Consider the following 19,001-nt stretch of genomic DNA (forward strand, 5'->3'; position numbering starts at 1 on the left):
ACCATTCCTCGGCACGGCGTTTGCACCGCTACCCCAGTACCGAATCGTGGTCATTCACCTGAGGACTCTCCTGCACGGTACGGAGAGGTCGCCTTGTTGCTCTACGTCTTAGCCGACAGTTGTTCAATTGGTATGATCAATCGCCTCCATGACAAAGTCCGCATGGAGTTCCGCACTCACAAGGTAGTGGAACAAGGAAATTAGCCCGACCAAACACACACTCACCGCATCTATTTTCCTGCCCGACCGCTGCCAGTGCCCGGTTGCTTGCGCACTTGTCATACAGAGTAGATACCAGATACGCAGACGCCGAGATCATTGGGAGCTGTAGGAAGGTTGGAAGTAGCGGCATACCCCTCTGCAACTCCGAACGCCTTGGGCGCGCAACGTTGAGGACCAAACGTTCGCATCTACTTCACCCGAGTTCAACCCGTCTCCGTTCAGCCGACGGCGATGCGCAGCCGGTTGAGCCAGGGGTCCTCGAAGCGCAGCTCGGATCCGTCGTGGTGGTTCTCGATGCCGGCGAAGCGCAGGCGATCGGCGACGGCGCTGACGTCATCGACTCCGGGGACCCGGATGAGGACCTCGCCCAGGCCGAGGGTGTCCTTGCGGGGACCGGCCCCGCGGCTGTTCCAGACGTTCATGGCCATGTGGTGGTGGTAGCCACCGGCGGAGACGAACAGTGCCTGCCCGTGCATGCTGGCGGTCTCCGCGAACCCGAGGGTGTCGACGTAGAAGTTCCTGGCGACTGCGGTGTCGCCGACCTGCAGGTGGACGTGGCCGATGTCGGCTGCCGTGGCATCCAGCGACCCGGTGCGCTGCTCGGTGAGGTGCTTGCGCAGGTAGTCGTTCGGGTTCAGGGCCAGGGAGTCCATTTCCACCGTCGTGCCGTGCCAGGTCCACTGGTCCCGGGGGCGGTCCCAGTAGAGCTCGATGCCGTTGCCCTCGGGGTCGGTGAAGTAGAACGCCTCGGAAACCAGGTGGTCGGCACTGCCGGCGAACCGGCTCTCGGGGTGCTGGGCGGCGGAGGCGACGACGGCGGCCAATGACGCCTGGTCCTCGAAGAGCAGGGCGGTGTGGAACAGGCCGGCTTCGCCACGACCGGGCAGGATCAGCCCGTGGCGGTCCTCCAGACGGAGCAGCGGTTCGTTGATCCGGCCGAGCAAGACGCCGGTGGCATCGTCTGCGAGGACCCTCAGGCCCAGCGCGGCGCGGTAGTACTCGGTCATCTTGGCCAGGTCGCCGACCTTCAGGGTCAGCGTGCCCATGCCCAGGCCAGCGGGCAGGAGATCGGTGGTGCGGGCGGCCGGTGCGATGGCGGTCATGGGGTGCTCCTTCTGGAGGATCGGCTGGTTGGCTTCTGCCTCCATCGTCGCACTTTTTGCTTGATACTTCAACTAAACGAGTTGCCGTCGTGTATTGCCTCACGGATTGCGCGCCGGCAGCGAGGACCGTGAGCGACAACGCCTCAGAGCACACGAACCAGGCGTAGACCAGCAACCGGTAGTGCACCCACGTGATGAGCACGGCGACGACGAGCAGCAGCGGAATGACCAGCCACCAGCTGCCCCGGCGGCGCGGCAGCAGCACGGACACTGCTCCGGCGATCCGGACGACCCAGATCAGCACACACAACCAGCCGAAGACCACGCTGATCGATCCGATTTCCCCGCACGAGCCAACGTCCATATCCTGCAGATGGGCTCTACGCCTCGGGTAGACCGATGACGGCGAGCCCTGGCTGGGAGTTGTGCTGCCGTTCGCCGGAAACCGGCAGGGAGGCTAGGCGTTCCGGCTATACAGCCCGGGGACCGGAGCCATTACGCGTGGCGGGAAGGATCGTTCACAATAAAGCCGTCGACTCCTAATGCAGTGAGCCGAGGATCGTTGTAGACGACGTCATCTCCCCAGGCCCAAACATGAGTGCCCTGCGCCTGCGCTTCGCTACAGATTCTTTCCGTGATCACATTGGAGCCGATTCCCAAGGCGTAAACGCCCGGTACAAGTTCCGGCGCTTTCTTTCCCGTCAACTGAACGACATCAAAGCCGGCATTCGTCATCGTTTTCACATGATCGACATTGAAGTCTTGAAGAATCACGTGTGATTTGAATGGTCGTATGGCTTCCATGAAGGCGTGGACTTCCGTATCGCCCTTCCGTTCAATCATGAGGACGCTGTTAGTACTGCCAAAACGCTCCAGGACCTCATCGAGAAAGACTGCAGGTTGCGCCCGACCGCCCTTCGGATCCCTGATGCGCAAGGCATGCCAGTCCTTCGGGCTCATTTCAGCGACCGCCGCTCGCGAGTTGGTCGCGATGCGACCAACTGTCGGGTCGTGAAAGATCACCATGGTTCCGTCGCGCAGCGTCCTCACATCCATCTCGAGAACTGCGTTCGGGTACTCGCCGATGATGGCTTCAAAGGCCTTCATTGTTGATTCAGGGTACAAGGACAGACCACCACGATGGGCAGCCATGGCGGGGTAGGCCAAGTCAGCAATCCGGTCCTCAGCCTCGACACTGCTCTCGCGGCTATCGGAACACCCCGTCACGGCAAGACCGACGGCACTACATCCCGCGATGAGCAGCGTTCGACGCGAACACCCCATTGGTATCTCTTCTCTTTGTGGTTTATGCCGTGCCCTGCAGCCAATGATCCGCAGCCAATAAGCACTCCTTGTGGCGCGAAAATTCTTCAGGAGATACCAAGGTTCCGGTTCCTCAACCCGGGGACCGGCGCCGTCAGCGGAAGCTGAGGCATCAGTTCTCGCGGGGGCTGCCGGTTGCCAGGCACATGGCGTGGGGTGACGTCGCGGCCGTGTTCCAGCTCGGCCACTCCCCCGAGCTCCAGCGCCCGCACGCCTGCCGCAGCGCGTTCCGCATCGGCCGGTGGCAGCAGGATCGCCAACTGCTCCAGCGGGCAGAAGCGCACCTGCAGCAGGCCGCCGTCGGCGGTGAAACGCTCGACCTCGGTGACCCACGTGCCGCCGTCGTACACCAGGAACTCATCGCCGGTGTCGCTGCCACCGGCGGCGTGGGCACCACCCAGGGCCGGCCGGAAGTCGTGGACCAGCATCCGGCCCATCGACGGCTCCAGGGCCAATCGGCTCAACACGGACGCTGCGGCTTCGCGGGGGCCGACCCCGGAGCGCACGGCGGCGGTGGGCAGCACCCAGTCGGGTTCGGAGTCGTCTCCATAGCTGGCCTCGTTGATCCCCGCCGAATCCTTCACCGTGAGCACCGCCCCATCGGAGCGCCGCACCAGGATCGAGGCGTAGGCCCGGTGTTTCCACCGGGCGCTGAGGAACCCGTCCAGTCCCTGCACAACAGCCATCAGCGCCTCCCTGCCCTCGCGCCTACTTGCCCAGGAACTTGTCGAACCCCTTGGGCAGGTTCAGGTTCGCGGGGTCGAAGTCCTGGTTGCCCTGCTGGCCGAAGGAAGCGCCGCTGGGTGCCGCTGGAGCGTTCGACTTGCGGTTCCTGGCCTCCAGTTCGGCCTGGGCGGCCTTGGCCGGGTTGCCGAACTTCTGCTTCTTCTTGTTGCCGCCCTTGGACTTCTTGGCGCCGCCGCGGCCACCTGGCATGCCGGGCATCCCGCCGCCGGCTGCCATCTTCTTCATCATCTTCTGCGCCTCGCCGAAGCGTTCCAGCATCTGGTTCACCTCGGAGACCGACGTGCCCGACCCCTTGGCGATGCGGGCGCGGCGGGAGCCGTTGATGATCTTCGGTGCCACGCGTTCGTGCATGGTCATCGAGCGGACGATGGCCTCGATCCTGTCGATCTGGCGTTCGTCGAACTGCTCCAGCTGCTGCTTGGAGATGGCCGCCCCGGGCATCATCGCGAGCATCTTCTTCATGGAGCCCATTTTTTTGATCTGCTGCATCTGGGACAGGAAGTCCTCGAGCGTGAAGTCCTCGCGGTCGGCGAACTTCTTCGCCATCCTCTCGGCCTCGCCCTTGTCCCAGTTCTGCTCGGCCTGCTCGATGAGCGTCATCATGTCGCCCATGTCCAGGATGCGGCTGGCCATGCGATCCGGGTGGAAGACCTCGAAATCGGAGAGGTTCTCGCCGGTGGAGGCGAACATGATCGGCTTGCCGGTCACCGAGGCGACGGAGAGTGCGGCACCGCCGCGGGCATCGCCGTCGAGCTTGGAGAGCACAACGCCGGTGACTCCGACGCCGTCGTTGAACGCCTGGGCGGTGTTCACCGCGTCCTGGCCGATCATCGCGTCGATGACGAACAGGACCTCGTGCGGGTTCACCGCGGCGCGGATGTCGGCGGCCTGCTGCATCATCTCCGCGTCGACGCCGAGGCGGCCGGCGGTATCGATGATGACGATGTCGTGCTGCTTCTGCCGGCCCTCGGAGACACCGTTGCGGGCGACGACGACCGGGTCGCCGGTGGATTCCTCGAACTCGGAGGAGACGCCGGGGTGCGGGGCGTAGACCGGCACGCCGGCGCGTTCGCCGTTGACCTGCAGCTGCTTCACGGCGTTGGGGCGCTGGAGGTCACAGGCCACCAGCAGGGGGGTGTGGCCCTGGGCCTTGAGGTACTTGGCCAGCTTGCCGGCCAGGGTGGTCTTGCCGGCGCCCTGCAGGCCGGCGAGCATGATGACCGTCGGCGGCACCTTGGCCAGGTTCAGCCGGCGGGTCTCCCCGCCGAGGATTCCCGTGAGTTCCTCGTTGACGATCTTCACGATCTGCTGGCCCGGGTTCAGTGCGGCACTGACCTCGGCGCCGAGGGCGCGCTCCTTGACCTGCGCGGCGAAGGCACGCACCACGGGAACGGCGACGTCGGCGTCCAGCAGGGCCCGGCGGATCTCACGGACGGTGCCATCGACGTCGGCCTCCGAGAGCCGGCCCTTGCCGCGGAGGTTCTTGAACGTCGCTGTCAGCCGGTCGGAGAGTGAATTGAACACGGGAGCTGGACTACTTTCGTGTGGATGGCTGCGGGAAAACCCCGCTGGACTCGACTACCAAGGCTACCAAGGTCCGACGCGCCCGGCGGCATCGAATCGCCTCCAGCAGACAGGGAAGCCGGGATGGTGGCAAGCTAGTGCTCGTGAGTGAAGCGAAGAAATCCCATGTCAAGACATTGCTCATCCTCGGAGCCTCGGGAGACCTGACCGGCCGGCTCCTGTTGCCCGGACTGGCCCAGTTGATTGCCACGGGCCGCGAGGCCGACCTGGTCCTGGTCGGCGCGGGCTCGCCGGATTTCAGTGCCGAGGACTGGCAGCAGCGCGTTGCCGACGTGTTTGGCCAGGCCAAGAAGAAGGCGACGGCACAGGGCGCGGCCCATCTGGACCGGATGGCCGCACACACGAGCTACTCGGCCCTTGATGTGACTGCCCCGGGCGAGCTCGGCCAGCTGGTCTCCACGCTGGAGGGTCCGGTGGCGTTGTACTTCGCCCTGCCACCGAAGATCAGCCAGAAGGCCTGCGAGGTCCTCACCCCGGCGGAGGTCCCCGCCGGAACCACGTTGGTGATGGAAAAGCCCTTCGGTTCCAGTGCCGAGTCCGCCCATGCCCTGACCCGGACCCTGACGCGGCTGGTGCCCGAGGAGTACATCCAGCGCGTGGACCACTTCCGCGGCAAGGCCACGGTCTTCAACATCCTGGGCCTGCGCTTCGCCAACCGTTTCCTGGAGCCGCTCTTCAGCGCCGAGCATGTGGCGAAGATGGAGATCTTCTACGACGAGGACCTTGCCCTCGAGTCGCGCGCCGGCTACTACGACCACGCCGGCGCGTTGCGTGACATGATCCAATCGCACCTGTTGCAGATCCTCGCCCTGCTGACCCTCAATGCCCCGGCGACCCTGGGCGAACGCGACCTGCGTGACCACATCGGTTCGGTATTGCGTGCCACGAAGGTGCCCACCGACTATGCCAAGAGCACTCGGCGGGCGCGCTACACGGCAGGGACCAGCCGGGGCCACGACGTCCCGGACTACGTGGACGAAGACGGGGTGGATGCGGCGAACGGAACCGAGACACTCGCGGAAATCGAATTGCGGATCAACAACTCCCGCTGGTCAGGGGTCCCGTTCCTGCTGCGTTCGGGCAAGGCGTTGGGCTGCCCGCGCAAGGAAGCGGTCATCACCTTCAAGCCCGTCTCACACCTGCCCGACGGCTTCACCGGCAATGACACGCCCACGCGGTTGCGCATCGGTTTCGGCCCGGACACCCTCGAGCTGGAGCTGGACGTCAACGGCCCGGGTGACATGTATGAGCTGGACCGGATCGGGCTCTCGGCCCAATTGAACAGCCCGGACCTGCTCCCCTATGGCGAAGTCCTGGCCGGCGTGCTCGCCGGCGATCCCACCCTGTCGGTGCGTGATGACACGGCCGAACAGTGCTGGCGGATCGTCGAACCGGTGTTGGCTGCCTGGGCCAACGACGAGGTCCCCCTGGAGGAATACGCAGCCGGCTCCAACGGACCCGGGAACTGGTTGACGAGCCAGGAGGTCCAACTGGACCGGGCACCCAAGGACGGTGAAGTCCCCGGCACCAGCCTCGACGCGCAGACGGCAGGCGGAGCCTAACCGACGGGTTCGCGTTCCCGGACCCCGGCGGGCGCCGACCGGGGAGGTGCCGTGGCGGCGCGTGGCCGTCCGATCCTTCGGACCATGGCGTCCAGGGGCCGCCACGAGGTCAGGGCCAGTGTTCCCACGGTCAGGACGGCGACGAGAAGCAGCGACAGTGCATTGTTGCCGGCCAGCACGGCCGGCAAGTAGGGATCCGCCGCCTTCACGATGAACCCGTGGAAAAGGTACACCGCAAGGCTTCGCCGCCCCAGCACGGACCACGCTGTGCCGGGCATCTTCGGGATGACCATGAGGAATCCTGCTGTCATGATCGCGGCCACCAGCATCAACGCGGTGCGGGTCAGCATCCCGGGCCCCGCCCCTTCGTTGAGCTCGTTGGCACTCATGCTGCCGTACAGCCATCCGTTGTCGACGTCCAGGACGAAGAGCACAACGGGCAGGGCCACGGCCGCCGCGACGCCCCAGCCGCGGATGGCCCCACGGGCCGAGGAGCACCAATTCAGGATGTCCTTGCCGTGGAGGTAGCCGATGACAAAGAAGGGAAGGAACGTCAGGGTCCGGCCCAACGCGAAGGGGTAGCCGGCAAACGGCATGGCACTGGCGGACGCGGCCACCGCGATCGACAACACCACGGATGCCCGGGGAAAGCGATGGATGGCAGGGGTCAGCAGCAGCCACCAGATCAGCGCCAGCAGGAACCAGAGGATCCAATACGGGGTGTTCCAGGTGAAGGTGGCTTCGGGATCCAGCCACGGACTGGCCAGCAGGAAGGCAGTCTGGAACAACACCAGGAGGAGGGCCAGCGGCCAGATCCGCCGCAGGATGCCATGCGGTTTGGCGGTGATGCCGGTCAGGAACACGAAGGCCGGCATGTGGAACGAATAGATCATGGTCAGCGGGAGCCTGACGGTCTCGGCGGTCCAGTCGTTCATCCCCTCCAGGAAGTGGCCCGCCACCACCAGGGCAATGAGGACGCCCTTGGCCATATCGAGTCGCCCGTCGCGCTGCTTGCTCACGGATTCAGACATCGGCACACGATAGCAATCCTCCTGCTGCCGTGCGACATCCCGTGACGTGGGCCACCGGCTCGGCTGTGGGCCGACCCGGTGGCCCGCTCAACGCGGCCGCCGCGGCTACACCGCCGCGTCACCCCGTTCGCCGGTGCGCACGCGCACTGCCTCTCGGACGTCGGTGACCCAGACCTTTCCGTCGCCGGCGCGTCCGGTGTTGGCGGTGGCGACCAGGACGTCGACAACGTCATCTGCCCAGTCATCGCCAACCAGCACTTCGACGCGGACCTTGGGCAGCAGATCGATGGTGTATTCGGCGCCGCGGTAGACCTCGGTGTGTCCGCGCTGGCGGCCGTACCCGCTGGCCTGGCTGACGGTCAGGCCCCGCACGCCGTAGCTTTCCAGGGCCTCCCGGATGGTGCCCATCTTCTCTGGCCGGATGATTGCGGTGATCAGCTTCATGACTGTGCCCCTTCGATGGTGTGCTGTGGCAGGTGGCTCGAGGTGGCCGGGTGCGGTACGAAGGATCCGGTGGTGCCCAGGCCTCCGAATTCGTAACCGGTTTCCGCGTGCTCGGTGAGGTCGATGCCGGTGTCCTCGGCGTCCTCGCTGATGCGCATCCCCAGGGTCTTGTGGATCGCCAGGCCGATGATCGCGGTCATGATGGCCGTGTACCCCATGCAGACCACGACGGCGACGCTCTGGGTTCCGAGTTGGGCCAGCCCACCGCCGTAGAAGAGCCCGCCGGCGGTGTCCTCGCCGGGCAATGCCAGGAACCCCAACGCCAGGGTGCCGACCAGGCCGGCGACCAGGTGAACTCCGACGACGTCGAGCGAGTCGTCATAGCCCCAGCGGTATTTCAGACCCACCGCCAGTGCTGCAGCCACGCCGGCCACGAACCCGAGCACGATGGCACCCACCGGGGAGACATTGGCGCAGGCGGGGGTGATGGCCACCAGCCCGGCCACGACGCCGGAAGCCGCTCCCAGCGAGGTGGGGTGTCCGTCGCGAAGGCGTTCGATTCCAATCCAGGCCAGCATTGCAGCCGCCGGCGCGGCCAAGGTGTTGATCCAGATCAGGCCGGCTTGTTCGGCACTTGAGGCCGCCCCGCCGTTGAATCCGAACCAACCGAACCACAGCAGGGCAGCCCCGATCATGACCAGGGGGATGTTGTGGGGGCGCTGGCTCGGGTCCTTGCCGAAGCCGCGCCGCTTGCCGATGATCACTGCGAGGATCAGCCCGGCGACTCCCGCGTTGATGTGCACCACGGTGCCGCCGGCGAAGTCGATGGCGTGCCCGGCCCAGGAGCCGATGGCTCCATCGGCCCCCAGCAACCCGCCACCCCAGACCCAGTAGGCGATCGGCACGTAGACCAGTGTGACCCAGATGGGTGCGAAGGTCAGCCAGGCACTGAACTTGGCGCGGTCGGCGATGGCTCCGGAAATGAGGGCGACGGTGATGATCGCGAACGTTGCGCCATACCCGACACTGATCAAGTCGCTGGTGCCCACCAGGGAACCGAGCCCGAAGGCGGTGAACGGATCGGCAACCAGCCCACCCAGGCCCTCACCGCCTCCGCTCATCGAGTAGCCCCACAGCACCCAGACGACGCCGACCACTCCCGCGGCGGCGAAGCTCATCATCATCATGTTCAATACGGCCTTGGCACGCGTCATGCCACCGTAGAAGAAGGCGAGTCCAGGGGTCATCAGCAGCACGAGGGCTGCGCAGACCATCATCCAGACATTGCCGGCAGATAATTCCATCTCGGTCCTCCCGAAGCGATCCCGGCGGGTCCGTCCCGCCTATGCCCCAAGAATTCCGGATCCGTGTTTCGCGTCGTGGTGCGCGGGCGTTTCGGCGGCGTTACGAATGCACCGTCCACGTAAGGTGCTGGTTCCGTGCACGTTTCGGAAATGTTTCGAGCCCCGAATCAGATCAATGGTTCGGGGCCCGGAACTACCGCAGATTGCGGGATGGAGCTCTCAGTCGAGCAGCGCGTCGACGAAGTCCTCCGCTTCGAAGGGTGCCAGGTCATCCGGCCCCTCGCCGAGCCCGACCAGTTTCACCGGGACGCCGAGCTGGCGTTGGATGGCCACGACGATGCCACCCTTGGCAGTGCCGTCCAGTTTGGTCAGGACGATACCGGTGACGTTGACGACCTCGGAGAACACCTTGGCCTGGTTCAACCCGTTCTGCCCGGTGGTGGCGTCGAGGACGAGCAGGACCTCGTTGACGGCGGCTTGCTTCTCCACGACGCGCTTGATCTTGCCGAGCTCGTCCATGAGACCGATCTTGTTCTGCAGGCGTCCGGCGGTATCGATCATGACGACGTCGACTTCCTGGTCGATGCCGGTTTTCACTGCTTCGAAGGCGACCGATGCCGGGTCGGCCCCGTCCAGTTCCGAGCGGACCGTGGGAACGCCGACCCGGGCGCCCCAGGTCGCCAGCTGCTCGGCGGCGGCGGCACGGAACGTGTCGGCGGCACCGAGGACCACGTCCTTGTCCTCGGCGACCAGGACGCGGGCGATCTTGCCGATGGTGGTGGTCTTGCCGACGCCATTGACACCGACCACCATGATGATCGAGGGCCCAGTGGGCTGGCGATCGGCGGCCAGGGAACGGTCCATCGACGGGTCGACCAGCTTGATCAATTCGGTACGCAACATGGCGCGGACCTGGGCCGGATCCCGGTGCCCCTCGACCTTGACGCGCTCGCGCAGTGCGTCAACCAGTTCCTGGGTGGGCTCGCTGCCCAGGTCCGCCAGCAGCAGGGTTTCCTCGATCTCGTCCCAGACGTCCTCGTCGATGTCGTCCCGGGACAGCAGGGCGAGCAGTCCCTTGCCAAGCGCGTTGTTGGACTTGACCAGCCGGGCACGCAGCCGGGCGAGACGTCCAAGGACCGGTGCCGGGACGTCGACGGCGACATCCTGTTGCCCCAGCGTGTCCTCGGGCGCGGGAGTGGTATCCAGCGATCCGCCGCCATCGGCATCCTGCGCGGGCGTGTCGCCGGGCCGGGTGAGTGTGTCGGTACCCCCGCCACTGCCGGGTGCCGGGTCGTTGGCGTCTCGAGTGGTCGTGTAGGTCCCGGGAGGCGTCTTGCGACCGCGCAGGAAGAAGGCGGTTCCGAGCCCAACGACCAGGACGACGACAACGATGATGGCAATGATCAGCAGGGTTTCTGTAGGCACGGCAACAGTTTCTCACAGACTAAGCTGGTGCCCTCATGACCACACTCCCCACCTCACCTGCCGCGCCACCGATCCCCCGCGAGATCAAGGTCCTGATCGCCGCCGCCTTCGTCATCGCCCTCGGGTTCGGCCTGATTGCCCCGATCCTTCCCCAGTTCGCCAAGAGCTTCGATGTGGGCGTGGCCGCCGCCGGATTCATCGTCAGCGTCTTCGCCCTGACGCGGTTGGCATTCGCGCCGGTCAGTGGGCGGCTGACCACGGCGCTGAGCGAACCCCCCGTATACGTCGGCGGAGTGCTCATCGTGGCCGTGTCGACCATCATGTGCGGCTTCGCCCAGGACTACGTCCAGCTGCTGGTGTTCCGGGCAGCAGGCGGACTGGGTTCCACGATGTTCACGGTTTCTGCCATGTCGCTGATTGCCCGGCTGGCACCGCCGGAGATCCGTGGCAGGATCTCCGGATACTATGCCGGCTCATTCCTGATCGGCAACATCGTCGGCCCGGTCGTCGGCGGCTTCCTCGCGGTGTTCGGCTACCGGCTTCCCTTCTTCATCTACGGTGGAGCGCTCGTCATCGCGGCCGCCATCGTCTATCTCTCGCTGCTGCGGGTGCGCACCTCGGGCCAGCGCGGCCCGCGCGACGCCCGCCCGGCCATGGGCTTCGCCACCGCGCTGAAGGACCCCGTCTACCGGGCCGCGCTCGTCTCAGGCTTTGCCAATGGCTGGTCCAACTTCGGGGTCCGCGTGGCCCTGGTGCCCCTCTTCGCAGCCCAGGTATTCGACGACGGCGCCGCCCTGGCTGGCCTGTCGCTCGGCCTGTTTGCCATCGGCAATGCGGTGGCCTTGACCATCGCCGGCAGGGTCACGGATCGTCATGGCCGAAGGATGCCCGTCCTCGTCGGGCTGACCGTCGGCTCCGTGGCGATGGCCGGCATCGGGCTGACCGACCACGAGGTCCTGTTCATTACCCTGTCGATCATTGCCGGTGCCGGGATCGGATTCATGAATCCCGCCCAGCAGGCTGCCGTGGCCGACACCATCGGACGGGAGCACAACGGCGGCAAGGTCATGGCAGGCTTCCAGATGGCCACCGATGGCGGGGCCATACTCGGACCAGTGGTCGCCGGGCTCATCGCCGACCACTGGGGGTTCGGCTGGGCTTTCGCCATCACAGGCATCGTAGGCCTTGCGGGCGCTGCTGCGTGGGTCCGTGTCGCAGAGCGGCAACAACGATGACGAAGTGAGCTGGGACACTTACCCTACGTGAAGCGGAAAATCCGGAATTTCCGCAACGACACGAGCGTGCTACGAATGACGCAGTCCTAGCGGCGTAGACGAGTCAAAACAGCCATTGCCTTCTGGCGTAGACGCCCACCGATCGTGACAGAGGTCCCAGTTTCCGTACTTGGTGTGGACGTGGCACCGGCACCTGTCTCTGTCGTGGAGTGGTTTGCGGACTGTTGGAGGATTCTTATGCTCAGATTTCCCTGCTGCGAGCGATATAGCGTGAATTGATTCGCTACCGATTCCCGCTTGAGGTCGTCAGCGGTGAAATCATCAGAGAGGGCGACCCGTCCAAGGTCGAGCAGCTGGTTCCTTGCCCTCAAGGACAATCGGGGATCCCATATGGCATTCCCGGACGAGTTTGGGGCCACAAACTCCGAGAGGGGAACGTCAAACGTGGTCTCGGTAGGCCCATTCCAACTCGAGGCTTGGAAAGTTTTTTGCTGGCTGGCGTTACGAGCTTTCATGACCAATTCGGGCCGGTAGGGGCTTCCATTCAAGGTCCGATGTGAGTGCGATACCCGGATCATGAGGTGGCGTTCAGTCCGTTCGAACTTCACAGCGGCAGGCATGGCGCGCAGCTCATTCCGACGAATTCGGAGATCATGACCGACGAGTCCGTTTAGCTCAGGACCCAAGTCCAACATCAGCTGCCCCTCGTCCCACTGCGAGACGAGTCCTGTGGCAACACTTTCGTTCAATGCTGCTAGGTCTCTGGCATCTCCTAATTGAGCGACCGCCAACCGTAGTCGGGGAACGTCACGTGCGTCGGCCAAATCTCCTCCGGCCATGTGGGCCAGAACTTGCTGTTGGATGCCCACGAGATACTTGTCGCGATCTGCTTCTGACGCCGCCATGAATGGAATACCCAAGCCCGGCGCGAGTGTGCGATACAGCACGCGGTGAAAGTACCGTTCACGGATTCGTCCAGGCTCCGTGTTTTGAACGATCAGTGCAGCCATCCGCGTCGTGGTCATGAACTTGTTCTCAAAAGACTGGACTCGTCGAGAGAGGTTCTCCCCATCTGTCCGGCCGCGCACAAAGTAATAGTCATAGTCGGCAAGGACACTGATTTTCTTCGCCGAAAAACAGCAGAGAGCTACAAATACCTGATCTTCCCCCTGCACCATGTCCTCAGGAAAGCGAGCGCCAACGCTTTCTATTAGGGAGCGGCGAAAGAGACGGCAGGGCGACAAGACGTCCCAGAGACCATCTTCCAGCAGGTCCGCATCGTAAATGGTCTCCAAAAACGCCGAGGTGGAAACGGTGCGATTCTCACCGCGTTGTCTCCCCAAAACCACGTCAGATCCGTGGGCCCTTGCTGCGGCCACCAGCAATTCAAGGGCTTTAGGGCCCAGCCAATCGTCCGAGTCCAAGAAGAAGACAAATTCGCCAGTGGCTTCGTCCATTCCGCGGTTTCGGCCCACGCTAGGACGCCCGGCGTTCGCCTGGTGCAAAGGCAAAACGTTGGAGTGCTTTTCGGCCAACGACTTCAAGAATTTCCATGTTGAGTCAGTCGATCCGTCGTCGATAACAATGACCTCAATTTCTCTCTGGTCCAGCGTCTGGTGCCACACGCTGTTCAGCGCTACATCAAGAAGTTCGACACTGTTGTAGGTCGGAATAATCACCGAGACTGATGGCTTCATGAGGCTGTGGATCCCAACTGCGAGTTTGAAAACAAGTGAGATGGAAAAGAGTGTTCCAAGAGATCCAAATCGTAATACGAGGTCGGGAGTGTGGCCCGGCCCGCTAAGTCGGCAACACGGAGATCACCCAACTCTCGCGTTGACGAATCAAGGGAAGCGACTTCATCGCGTGCCAACAGGGAAAAGAAATCCTCAAACTTGAATGCCCCACCGCCTAGTTGACTGTCTTCCAGACGCACCCAGAGCCAGGGAATCCCATACGACTGGGCCACGATAATGCCATGAAGTGACGTGGAAATGACTGCAGAACAAGAGGCGATTTGGTCCACAACAGGTTCAAGGCCCATTGCTACGTCGATGGTAGTCACTCCCACACCCTCAAGAGGTTTGAAAAGTTTTTTGTGTTTGTAGTGTGGGACCAATCCTATTTTCCGGGGTCGGTTGCTCGGTTTGGGTTGGTAGTACCGTGGCAGCAATAGAGCCGGATCTCCATAGACTTCGGGAACGTCCCAACCCAGTTCACGAATGAGAACTTCGCGGGTCTTCTTGCCTCGCACGGCGTGAATCCGTTTTGGAGGGGCACCCCGGAGTTGGTCCAGTTTCGCCGCTCCCGGCGGGCCGATCAATCCAGACCCCCAAACATGTTCACCGGGCTTAGTCAGATGTCCGAATACAGATCCCACAGTGAAAAGGGCTGGTCCGGTCCCTTGTACCCATCGACTATTCACCGGTCGGCGTCCGGAAATGCGAGAAACGAGCCAAGGCCCGATGGTGTCTCCAAAATTTGCCTTGGTGTCCCACCAATATGTCAGGGCGTCGGTTGGCCCGACTTCGCGATTCGGGTGCAGTTCTCCGGGCAGAGTACTTATGCGATTCATGGCGCTATGAATTTCCGCAATAACTTCTTCGACGACTCTTTGGCGTTTCGGCCGCATTGGCCACGTTCTAAGTATGTTTCGCTCGCCGTTTAGGCGAACGTTCAAGGCGACCCCTATGAGGGCATTGCGCAAAACTCTTGAGGCGTCTTCGCTTCGCCCCAGAACGGAGAGGGAAGCGACCCCCTTATCGACCGAGACATCAAAGGCGATGCGCAAATCCTCAAGGACACATTCAAGAACCACAGTTGAGGCCCGGTAGCCTCGAACGGAACACTTCGCTGCTTCCGGAAAGGCCGCGGATTCCAGTCCACGCCTGACGGCTGCAAGGTCCTTCTTAAGTGTCTTTGACTGCCAACGGTCCCGGGCATTTCTGAGTTTGGTTCGAATCATCTGCTTATTGCTCGTGCTGGTCGCTACGAGCTTTGTCCCTTCGCTCGGGGCCGTCGCCACTCCCACGAGGACTTCCTGTTGGGAGGCCAATATTTGGTCCCCATGTTACCCGCTCGGATCCTGAAGAACTCTCGATGGGCTATTTTGATCTCTACTACAAGGCACTGACGTCACTAAACGGGGCAGCATCATCGACGCTCAAGTGCAATTCCTTCGAATTGAATGGCAACGGGGCGCAATTAGCCCCTCGCATTGGCGTCTGGGAATAGACAAGCCCAGAAGAAGTCATCAAGTAGTTGTCAGCCGCTGGCTGATGACCTTCGTGACGCCGTCGCCACGCATCGAAACCCCATACAGCGCGTCGGCGATCTCCATGGTGCGTTTCTGGTGGGTGATGATGATCAGTTGGCTTTCCTCCTGCAGCTCGCGGAAGATCGTCAGCAGTCGTCCGAGGTTGGTGTCATCCAGCGCTGCTTCGACCTCGTCCATGACGTAGAAGGGCGAGGGACGGGCCTTGAAGATCGCGACCAGAAGGGCCACTGCCGTCAGTGAGCGCTCACCGCCGGAGAGCAACGAGAGCCGCTTGATCTTCTTGCCCGCTGGCCGGGCCTGGACTTCGATGCCGGTGTTGAGCATGTCCTCCGGTTCCGTCAGGACCAGCTTCCCTTCCCCACCGGGGAACAACGTGGCGAAGACGCGTTCAAATTGCTCAGCCGTGTCGTGAAAAGCATCGGTGAAGACGCGCTCGACCCGTTCATCCACGTCGCGGATGATATCCAGCAGGTCCTTGCGGCTGGCCTTGAGGTCCTCAAGCTGTTCCGCCAGAAAATGTTGCCTCTCTTCCAACGCGGCAAACTCCTCCAACGCCAGCGGGTTCACCTTGCCCAAGGAGGCCAGATCCCTTTCGGCCTTGCGAAGCCGCTTCTGCTGTTCGACGCGGTCGAATGGCTTGCCCTCCACGATGGGGTTGCCGTCCTCGTCGACGTCCTGGCGCAGAGCCGCCCATTTATCGGTTTCACCGTCCGGCAGGGGAACCGGCAGGTGCGGCCCAAAATTATCCACCAGGTGTTCGGGAGTCATGCCCAGCTCGTCCAGGGAACGGGTTTCGAGTGCCTCAATGCGCATCCGCTGCTCTGCCCGTGCCAGTTCGTCGCGATGGACGGAGTCGGTCAGTCCCGCCAGTTCGGTGGCCAGTTCCCCGGCGCGGGTACGGACGGAGCCCAGTTCAGTGTCGAGTTCGAGGCGTTCCGCCTCCAGGCTGTCACGTTGCTCACCGGCCCGGGCGAGGGATGTGGTGACCCGTTGGAGGGCAATCTCCGTTCCCCGCATCACGGCACCGGCCCGTGCGGCCTGGCTGCGCCGGGAAGAAGCCCGTCTTTCCGCCTGCTCGCGGTGTGCGCGTTCCCGGGCCGCGGACTGGACGAGCGCGTCGATCCGGCCTTTCAGGTGGCTGGCCTGGTCCTCGCTCGCCCGTAGTGCCAGGCGGGTGTCCAGCTCATTTTGCCGTGCGCTGGCCGCCTCGGCATCGAGCCGTTCGCCGATGCTGCCGTCGGGTTCTTCCTCTGAAGGTTCCTGTTGCGCAGCCGCGAGGCGGGCTTCGAGTTCCGAGACGGCATTTTGCGCGGATCCCAAGGAATCGGTGGCTGTCTGGATCTGCTGCTCGGTCCGTTCCGTTTCTGCGCGGGTCTGGCGAAGGGTGGATCCCAACGTCGCCAGCTGTTCGGCGACCCCGGTGATCCGGGCGTCGGATTGATAGAGCCGTTCCAGGGCCGTGTCGACGGCCAACGTGGCCTCCCGGTGGCGCTCAATACATCCGCCGCGCTTGAACCGGAGTTGTTCGTAGGACGCTGTCGCGGCAGCGAGTTCGTTCTCGGTGGAGTCAATGGCGGCTTGGAGTTCAAGCAGCGAAGAGCCTGATCCGGAACCCCCAGCGATGCTGTTCACCGTGAACACGTCCCCATCCACGGTCACGGCCGTCAGCCGCGGTTCGTCGGCCAGGAGCCGGGCCGCTTGGTTTCCGTCGTCGACGATGGCTATGCCGGCCAGCAGCGAATGGACAGCGGCTTGCAGGCCAGCTGGTGCATCGTCGCGCACTCCGACGAGTTCGGTGGCCCATCGCACCTCCGGCGGCACGGATCCGGAACCTGGTCCCACGCCAGGGAACGCCTCCGCGCTCTGGCCTGGTTCCCGTGGCGCCGGTGGGAAGACCAGATGAATGCGCCCGGCTTCGCCGTCGTGCACGCTGTCCAGGATCCGCAATGCCTGTTCGCCGCTATGGGCGCTCAGGGCCTCTGCATAGGGGCCGAGGGCCGCCGCGACTGCCGCCTCATAACCGGGTTCGACGCGGATGTCGGCGCTGATCCGTCCGCGGACGCCGTCCAGGCCCTCCTGCAGGATCTCCTCCGAAGCGTCGCGGCGTCCCATCGCCGCCTGCAACGCCTCAAGTCGTGCCTGCAGCGTCGAGCGCGTGCGCTCGGAAGCCTGCTCTCGTTCCGTCAGCTCCTCGAGTTCGCGGCTGCGGGCCGCCAGTGACTCCTCGGCACGCTCATGTTCCGCGTCCAGGTTCTCTTCCGAGCCCTCAACGCCGGCCGCTTGTTGCTCCAATTCGGTGTACTTCAGCTGGGCTGCCGCCCCGCGTTCCCGGGCTTGTTCCGCGACGTGGCGCAACCTGCCGATTTCGCCTTCCAGGGATTCGAACCGGCTCCTGGCCGAGCCCACCTGGCCGGCCAGCTGCGCGAGGCCCTCCCGTCGGTCGGCGGCGGCTCGCATGAGAGAGGCCAGTCGACGGGATTCCTCGGCCGCAGCAGACTCGGCGGCGCTCCGACGGGCGACGGCTTCCTCCAATTGGAGCGCCAGGGACTCGCGCTCGGACTGCAGGGCATCCCAATCGGAGCGCAACCGTTCCGCCTGTGCTTCCGTCCGGGCGGGATCACGCGACGCGTCATGGACCACATTCGACTGCGACGCCAGATTGCGTTGGCGCTCGGCGGCCAGCGCACCCAGGGATCGGAGTCGTTCCTGGGTGGTGTTCAATGCATGCCATGCCTCCCGCGCGGCGTTCAGCGCGGGAACCGTCTGCTCGGCTGCGGCTTCGAGCCCGGACTGCCGTTCGGTGATCTCCCGGACGGCTTGCTCGACTTCGTTGCGGCGTTCCCTGATGCGGCGCTCGTCGTCGAGATCCCGCGTCAACGCCTCGCGCAAGGTGACCAATTCATCCGCGAGCAGGCGTGAACGGGCATCACGTACCTCGAACTGGACTGACTGTGCGCGACGGGCAACCTCCGCCTGTTTACCCAGTGGAGTGAGTTGCCGCCGGACCTCGCCGGTCAGGTCCTGCAGCCGCGACAGGTTGGCGGCCATTGAGTCAAGCTTGCGGACCGTCTTTTCCCGGCGCCTGCGGTGTTTGAGCACACCCGCGGCTTCCTCGATGAATCCCCGGCGCTCATCGGACGTCGCGTGCAGGATGCGGTCCAGCTGTCCCTGCCCGACGATGACGTGCATCTCCCGTCCCATGCCCGTGTCCGAGAGCAGTTCCTGGATATCGAGCAGCCGGCACGAGCGGCCGTTGATCGCGTATTCGGAACCTCCAGCCCGGAACAGGGTCCGGGTGATGGTGACTTCGGAGTACTCGATCGGCAGGGCGCCGTCGGAGTTGTCGATGGTCAAGGACACCTGGGCGCGGCCCAGCGCGGCGCGCCCGGAGGTGCCGGCGAAAATGACGTCTTCCATCTTGCCGCCGCGCAGGGTCTTCGCCCCTTGCTCCCCCATTACCCAGGACAGTGCATCCACGACGTTCGACTTGCCCGAGCCGTTGGGTCCCACGACCGCAGTCACGCCGGGCTCGAATTCAAAGGTCGTCGCCGAGGCAAACGACTTGAATCCACGAACGGTCAGGGTCTTGAGGTACACGGGGGTCTTTCAGCTGTCGGAACTGTCGAATCGATGTCCCTAATCTACTGTGTTCGCGGAGACCACCGGCGATTGCCACACAGTGGGGGAAATGTCACAAGCGGTGTTCATGCCGTCTGGTGAATGTGCGGGAACCACGGGGCAGCG

The 19,001-nt window shown here is 64.0% G+C and carries 13 protein-coding genes; 2 read left to right on the top strand and 11 right to left on the bottom strand.

What is annotated here, in order from left to right:
- Window positions 1-440: 440 nt before the first annotated feature.
- From ACN0TP_RS09660 to ffh, 4 genes are all read right to left on the bottom strand, one after another.
- Window positions 441-1,316: a VOC family protein gene (locus tag ACN0TP_RS09660; protein WP_417218852.1), complete on the bottom strand. Its 876-nt coding sequence runs from the start codon at window positions 1,314-1,316 to the stop codon at window positions 441-443.
- A 504-nt stretch (window positions 1,317-1,820) separates the two neighbouring features.
- Entirely contained in the window at window positions 1,821-2,609 is a 789-nt protein-coding gene (locus ACN0TP_RS09665) for a glycerophosphodiester phosphodiesterase (protein WP_417218636.1), read from the bottom strand.
- A gap of 86 nt (window positions 2,610-2,695) precedes the next feature.
- The gene (locus ACN0TP_RS09670; RefSeq protein WP_417218637.1) at window positions 2,696-3,334 is read right to left on the bottom strand and encodes a hypothetical protein; all 639 of its coding nucleotides are present in this window, start codon (window positions 3,332-3,334) and stop codon (window positions 2,696-2,698) included.
- 22 nt (window positions 3,335-3,356) lie between these two features.
- Window positions 3,357-4,919, bottom strand: coding sequence for a signal recognition particle protein (gene ffh, locus ACN0TP_RS09675; protein ID WP_417218638.1), 1,563 nt, complete (start codon window positions 4,917-4,919; stop codon window positions 3,357-3,359).
- A gap of 143 nt (window positions 4,920-5,062) precedes the next feature.
- On the opposite strand from ffh, the gene ACN0TP_RS09680 reads away from it, so the two are divergent.
- Complete coding sequence (locus tag ACN0TP_RS09680; protein WP_417218639.1) at window positions 5,063-6,541, top strand: glucose-6-phosphate dehydrogenase; 1,479 nt, start codon at window positions 5,063-5,065, stop codon at window positions 6,539-6,541.
- Here the strand turns inward: ACN0TP_RS09680 and ACN0TP_RS09685 are convergent.
- The 4 genes from ACN0TP_RS09685 to ftsY all read right to left on the bottom strand — a co-directional run bounded on the left by ACN0TP_RS09685 (window position 6,538) and on the right by ftsY (window position 10,745).
- The gene (locus ACN0TP_RS09685) at window positions 6,538-7,572 is read right to left on the bottom strand and encodes an acyltransferase family protein (protein ID WP_417218640.1); all 1,035 of its coding nucleotides are present in this window, start codon (window positions 7,570-7,572) and stop codon (window positions 6,538-6,540) included. The two genes, ACN0TP_RS09680 and ACN0TP_RS09685, sit on opposite strands and share 4 nt — an antisense overlap.
- Window positions 7,573-7,677: 105 nt before the next feature.
- On the bottom strand, window positions 7,678-8,016 hold the full coding sequence (locus tag ACN0TP_RS09690) for a P-II family nitrogen regulator (protein ID WP_417218641.1): 339 nt from the start codon (window positions 8,014-8,016) through the stop codon (window positions 7,678-7,680).
- The gene (locus ACN0TP_RS09695) at window positions 8,013-9,320 is read right to left on the bottom strand and encodes an ammonium transporter (protein WP_417218642.1); all 1,308 of its coding nucleotides are present in this window, start codon (window positions 9,318-9,320) and stop codon (window positions 8,013-8,015) included. Before ACN0TP_RS09695 ends, ACN0TP_RS09690 begins: the two co-directional genes overlap by 4 nt.
- Before the next feature lie 219 nt (window positions 9,321-9,539).
- Entirely contained in the window at window positions 9,540-10,745 is a 1,206-nt protein-coding gene (gene ftsY, locus ACN0TP_RS09700) for a signal recognition particle-docking protein FtsY (RefSeq protein ID WP_417218643.1), read from the bottom strand.
- Between the two features lie 35 nt (window positions 10,746-10,780).
- Between ftsY and ACN0TP_RS09705 the strand changes: the two genes are divergently transcribed.
- Complete coding sequence (locus ACN0TP_RS09705) at window positions 10,781-11,980, top strand: MFS transporter (RefSeq protein WP_417218644.1); 1,200 nt, start codon at window positions 10,781-10,783, stop codon at window positions 11,978-11,980.
- Window positions 11,981-12,066: 86 nt separating this feature from the next.
- On the opposite strand, the gene ACN0TP_RS09710 is transcribed toward ACN0TP_RS09705, so the two are convergent.
- From ACN0TP_RS09710 to smc, 3 genes are all read right to left on the bottom strand, one after another.
- Window positions 12,067-13,677, bottom strand: coding sequence for a glycosyltransferase family 2 protein (locus tag ACN0TP_RS09710; protein ID WP_417218645.1), 1,611 nt, complete (start codon window positions 13,675-13,677; stop codon window positions 12,067-12,069).
- Window positions 13,674-14,945, bottom strand: coding sequence for a polysaccharide pyruvyl transferase family protein (locus tag ACN0TP_RS09715; protein ID WP_417218646.1), 1,272 nt, complete (start codon window positions 14,943-14,945; stop codon window positions 13,674-13,676). The genes ACN0TP_RS09710 and ACN0TP_RS09715 overlap by 4 nt, the downstream gene beginning before the upstream one ends.
- Before the next feature lie 288 nt (window positions 14,946-15,233).
- Window positions 15,234-18,854 carry a chromosome segregation protein SMC gene (gene smc / locus ACN0TP_RS09720; RefSeq protein ID WP_417218647.1) on the bottom strand — a complete coding sequence of 1,207 codons (3,621 nt, stop codon included), beginning with the start codon at window positions 18,852-18,854 and terminating at the stop codon, window positions 15,234-15,236.
- Between the last annotated feature and the right edge of the window lie 147 nt (window positions 18,855-19,001).

This window comes from Arthrobacter sp. (assembly GCF_048266065.1).
Taxonomy (GTDB): Bacteria; Actinomycetota; Actinomycetes; order Actinomycetales; family Micrococcaceae; genus Arthrobacter_H.

Bases quoted from the DNA above. Each gene is read 5' to 3' on its own strand.
- ACN0TP_RS09665 (WP_417218636.1), bottom strand. From the start codon at position 2,609: ATGGGGTGTTCGCGTCGAACGCTGCTCATCGCGGGATGTAGTGCCGTC.
- ACN0TP_RS09670 (WP_417218637.1), bottom strand. From the start codon at position 3,334: ATGGCTGTTGTGCAGGGACTGGACGGGTTCCTCAGCGCCCGGTGGAAA.
- ACN0TP_RS09685 (WP_417218640.1), bottom strand. From the start codon at position 7,572: ATGTCTGAATCCGTGAGCAAGCAGCGCGACGGGCGACTCGATATGGCC.
- ACN0TP_RS09690 (WP_417218641.1), bottom strand. From the start codon at position 8,016: ATGAAGCTGATCACCGCAATCATCCGGCCAGAGAAGATGGGCACCATC.
- ACN0TP_RS09695 (WP_417218642.1), bottom strand. From the start codon at position 9,320: ATGGAATTATCTGCCGGCAATGTCTGGATGATGGTCTGCGCAGCCCTC.
- ACN0TP_RS09705 (WP_417218644.1), top strand. From the start codon at position 10,781: ATGACCACACTCCCCACCTCACCTGCCGCGCCACCGATCCCCCGCGAG.
- ACN0TP_RS09710 (WP_417218645.1), bottom strand. From the start codon at position 13,677: ATGAAGCCATCAGTCTCGGTGATTATTCCGACCTACAACAGTGTCGAA.
- ACN0TP_RS09715 (WP_417218646.1), bottom strand. From the start codon at position 14,945: ATGATTCGAACCAAACTCAGAAATGCCCGGGACCGTTGGCAGTCAAAG.